General features: G+C 75.6%; 4 protein-coding genes. 2 read left to right on the top strand and 2 right to left on the bottom strand.

The features are described 5' to 3' along the window. Window positions 1–960: DMT family transporter (locus tag J1M39_RS11960; RefSeq protein ID WP_241254160.1), on the top strand; the 960-nt coding region annotated here is incomplete at its 5' end. 39 nt (window positions 961–999) lie between these two features. On the opposite strand, the gene J1M39_RS11955 is transcribed toward J1M39_RS11960, so the two are convergent. Continuing rightward, window positions 1,000–2,235 (bottom strand): MFS transporter, encoded by a 1,236-nt coding sequence (locus J1M39_RS11955; RefSeq protein WP_044659344.1) that lies wholly within the window; start codon window positions 2,233–2,235, stop codon window positions 1,000–1,002. A gap of 24 nt (window positions 2,236–2,259) precedes the next feature. Between J1M39_RS11955 and J1M39_RS11950 the strand changes: the two genes are divergently transcribed. Beyond that, the gene (locus tag J1M39_RS11950; protein WP_206496840.1) at window positions 2,260–2,769 is read left to right on the top strand and encodes a MarR family winged helix-turn-helix transcriptional regulator; all 510 of its coding nucleotides are present in this window, start codon (window positions 2,260–2,262) and stop codon (window positions 2,767–2,769) included. 15 nt (window positions 2,770–2,784) lie between these two features. On the opposite strand, the gene J1M39_RS11945 is transcribed toward J1M39_RS11950, so the two are convergent. Next, window positions 2,785–3,592, bottom strand: an 808-nt coding sequence (locus tag J1M39_RS11945) for a spermidine synthase (protein WP_241254159.1), incomplete at its 5' end; no start/stop codon positions are given.

The following is a 3,592-nucleotide window of genomic DNA, read 5'->3' as shown; positions in this document are numbered from 1 at the left end:
CGCCCGGACGCCCCCTCCCCGCGGGCGACCGCCCTGCTGTTCGCTCTCGCGGTGGCCGCCGGCTCCGTGATGCCGCTGCAGGGCCGCATCAACTCCCGCCTCGCCCACCTGACGGGCGACCCCGTCCTCGCCGCGCTGTGCTCCTTCGCGGCGGGCCTGGTCGTCATGGTGCTCGTGAGCGTGCTGACGCCGCGGGGCCGCCGGGGCCTGGCCCGCATCCGCCCGGCCCTGGCCGCGGGGTCCGTGCGCCCGTGGTACGCGGTGGCGGGCGTGATCGGCGGGCTCCTGGTGCTCACCCAGTCCGCGACGATCGGCCCCCTCGGCGTGGCCGTGTTCACGGTCGCCGTGGTCACCGGGCAGGTGGTCGGCGGAATGGTCGTGGACCGGTTCGGGCTCAGCCCCGCCGGGGTGCAGCGCCTGACGCCGCGGCGCCTCACGGGGGCGGCGCTCGCCCTGGCCGCGGTCGCCCTCGTGGTGTGGCCCTCGCTCGGCGAGGCCGGCGGCGGGCCCGGCTGGGCGCTGCTGGCCCTGCTGCCCCTGCTGACCGGTCTGGCCACCGCCGGGCAGCAGGTGTTCAACGCCCGTCAGACCACGGCCTACGGCACCGCCATCCCGGCGACCCTGGTCAACTTCACTGCCGGCGTCCTCTTCCTCGGGGTCGTGTGGGGCGGGATCGCCCTGGCCTCCGGCCACGGCATGCCCGCGCTGCCGCACGACTGGCGGCTCTACCTCGGCGGCCCGCTGGGGTGCGTGTTCATCGGGGTGGGCGCCATGGTCGTCCCGCGCCTGGGCGTCTTCGCCGCCACCCTCGGCCTGGTCTCGGGCAACCTCCTGGGCTCCCTCGTGGTGGACCTGGTGGCCCCCACCGACGGATCCACGGTCACCATGACGACGGTGCTGGGCACCCTGGGCGCCCTCGCCGCCGTCATGCTCGCGTCCTGGCCGGCGCGGCGCCGGTAGCGTCGCCCGCGGCGGCAGGCCGCCGTCACCGCGCGGGACTCAGGCGCGGGCCACGGTCCCCCGCCGCCCGTGCCGGCGTCCGTGCATCACGAAGTAGTACCCGGCGGCGATCACCAGCACGCCCGCCAGGGCCGCGTACATGGCGCCGTAGCCGGCGGAGGCCACGAGCCCGCCGAGGAGCACGGGGCCCAGGCCCAGCCCCACGTCCGCGAAGAGCATGAGGGTGGAGATGCCGGCGCCGAGCTGGTGGGAGGGCACCGCGTTCACGGCGATCGCCTGGGCCGCGGGCATGAGCGTGCCGTAGCCGAGGCCGCTCAGCGCCCCGGCCAGCACCACCTGCCAGTCGCGCGTGGCGAAGGCCAGCACCAGGAGCGCGGCTGTGAAGCAGAGGAGGGCGGGGTAGACGACGGCGTCGTCCCCCCGGCGGTCCTGCAGGGTGCCCAGGGTGAGGCGCATGACGAGCATCGCCGCGGCGTAGGCCAGGAAGAAGAGGCCGGCGCCGGCCGTGAGCCCGCGCTCCACCGAGTAGGCGTTCAGGTAGGTGAGGATCCCGGCGTAGCTCAGGCCCACCAGCAGCATGAAGCCGCTGATCGGCAGCACCGCCGGGTGCAGCACGGAGCGCAGGCGGAAGCCCACCGCGGGGGCGGGGTGCTCCAGGGGGACCTCACCGGCGGCGCGCTCGCCGTCGACGTCCGCCGCGGCGGGCGCCTCGCGCACCAGCAGGCCCAGCACGAGGCTGACCACCGTGATCCCCAGAGTCGCCCGGAACAGCCACGCGTAGCCGATGGAGCCGGCGAGGAAGAGTCCCAGGGCGGGGCCGATCGCGGTGGCCAGGGTGGTGCCCAGCGCGAGGTGGCCGGTGGCCTCCGCGCGTCGCCCGTCGGGGATGGCCGCCTGGGCCAGGGCCATGACGGCGGTGCTGGCGAAGGCGTAGCTGGCGCCGTGGAGCATGCGCACCGCCACCAGGGCCGGCAGCGAGGAGGCGACGAGGTAGAGCGTGCAGGACAGCGCGACGGCGACCAGGGCCACCACCAGGACGCGGCGCTTGCCGAAGCGGTCCACCACGTGGCCGGTGACCACGCGGCTGAGGGTGGCGCCGATGACGAAGGCGCTCGAGGCCAGCCCCGCCCCGGCGTCCGAGGCGGCGAACTGCCGGACCGCGTACACAGCCATGGTGGTGACGAGGGCGTAGAACGCGAGGAACTGGAGGAAGGAGACCACCCAGGCGAGGACGAAGGTGGGGGAGGCGATGCGTTCCTGCTCGGCGATTTGCATGATGCAAAAGGTAGCATCGTTTGCATGATGCAATCATCTGAGGGGGCGTGGCCCGACCCGGTCGAAGGGATCATGTACGAGCACATGCTCCTGCTGCGGGTGGCCACGCAGGGGGTGGCACCCTACGTCCGGTCGAGTGCGCTGGAGCGCAGCGCCACCGTGCTGCTCGCCCGCCTGGACGCGGGCGGGGCCATGAGCGTCGGCGAGCTGGCCGAGGCCTTCGACCTCGACGTCTCCACCGTCCACCGGCAGGTGGCCGCCGCCATGAAGGCCGGCCTCGTCGAGCGGGTGGCGGACCCCGACGGCGGCTCCGCCCGGCTGCACCGCCCCACGGAGGAGGGGCGCGCCCGCCTCGCCGCGGAGCTGAGCTCCCGCGCGGACAACGTGGCGCAGATCGTCGCCTCCTGGCCCGCCGAAGACGTCGTCGAGTTCAGCAGGCTCCTGCGGCGTTTCAACGAGGGGGCGGAGGAGCGCCGGGGCCACCCGTGGCCCCGGCCGCAGACGGGCCCCGGTGCGGAGGACCCCCGGCCCTGAGCGCCGCGCCCGCCCTCAGGCGCGACGGATGCGGGCGGCCAGCGCGGCCGATTCCGCCGGGTCCAGCACGGCCGCCGGATGCGGCCCCGCCGCGGCGAGGCGCTCCGTGCAGCCGGCCTCTCCCAGCGGCGCCCCCGCGGCCAGCACGACGTTGCCCCAGTCCAGGCGCTCCAGCATCCCCTGGTCCGCGAGCGTCCACGGGCCGGGCACCCCGGCCTCGGCGGCCGCCTCCTCGAGGGCGCCCAGCTCGGCGCCCAGGAAGTGCAGGCCGGCGTCGTCGCCGATGTTCACCAGCAGCACCCCACCCGCCGTCAGCAGCTCGAGCAGCTCCCCGTAGAACACGGCGCCGCGCAGGTGCTCGGCGCCCTCCTCGCCGGTGCCGATGTCCAGCACGACGGCGTCGAACCGCTCCCCGTCCAGCGCGAGGTCGACGGCGGCCAGGCGCGCGTCCGCGACCACGGAGACGAGGTCCGTGCCCGCCGGCAGGGGCAGCTCGGCGAGCACGAAGGACACGAGCTCCCGGTCCAGGTCGACCACCGTCTGCTCCGAGCCGGGTCGGGTCGTCTGGAGGTAGCGCGGCAGGGTCAGCGCGCCCGCGCCGAGGTGCAGGACCCGCACCGGCGCGCCCGCCGGAGCGACGCCGTCGAGCACGTGGGCCATGCGGCGCAGGTACTCGTAGCGGATGCGAGCGGGGTCGGCCAGGTCCACGTGGGACTGGACGGCCCCGCCGATCTCCAGGACGAACCCGCCGAACTCGTCGGGGGCGATGCGGGCGTCCACGCCCGACGTGGACAGGTGGACGGTGCGGCCGGAGGGGGAGGGC

Origin of the sequence: Micrococcus sp. KRD077 (genome assembly GCF_017168505.1) — a bacterium.
GTDB lineage: Bacteria > Actinomycetota > Actinomycetes > Actinomycetales > Micrococcaceae > Micrococcus > Micrococcus luteus.
Note: the sequence above shows the minus strand (reverse complement) of the source record. Positions and strands in the feature narration are given on the sequence as shown.

What these genes read in the sequence shown, in the direction of transcription:
- J1M39_RS11950 (WP_206496840.1), top strand. Translation starts at nt 2,260, where the DNA reads ATGATGCAATCATCTGAGGGGGCGTGGCCCGACCCGGTCGAAGGGATC.
- J1M39_RS11955 (WP_044659344.1), bottom strand. Translation starts at nt 2,235, where the DNA reads ATGCAAATCGCCGAGCAGGAACGCATCGCCTCCCCCACCTTCGTCCTC.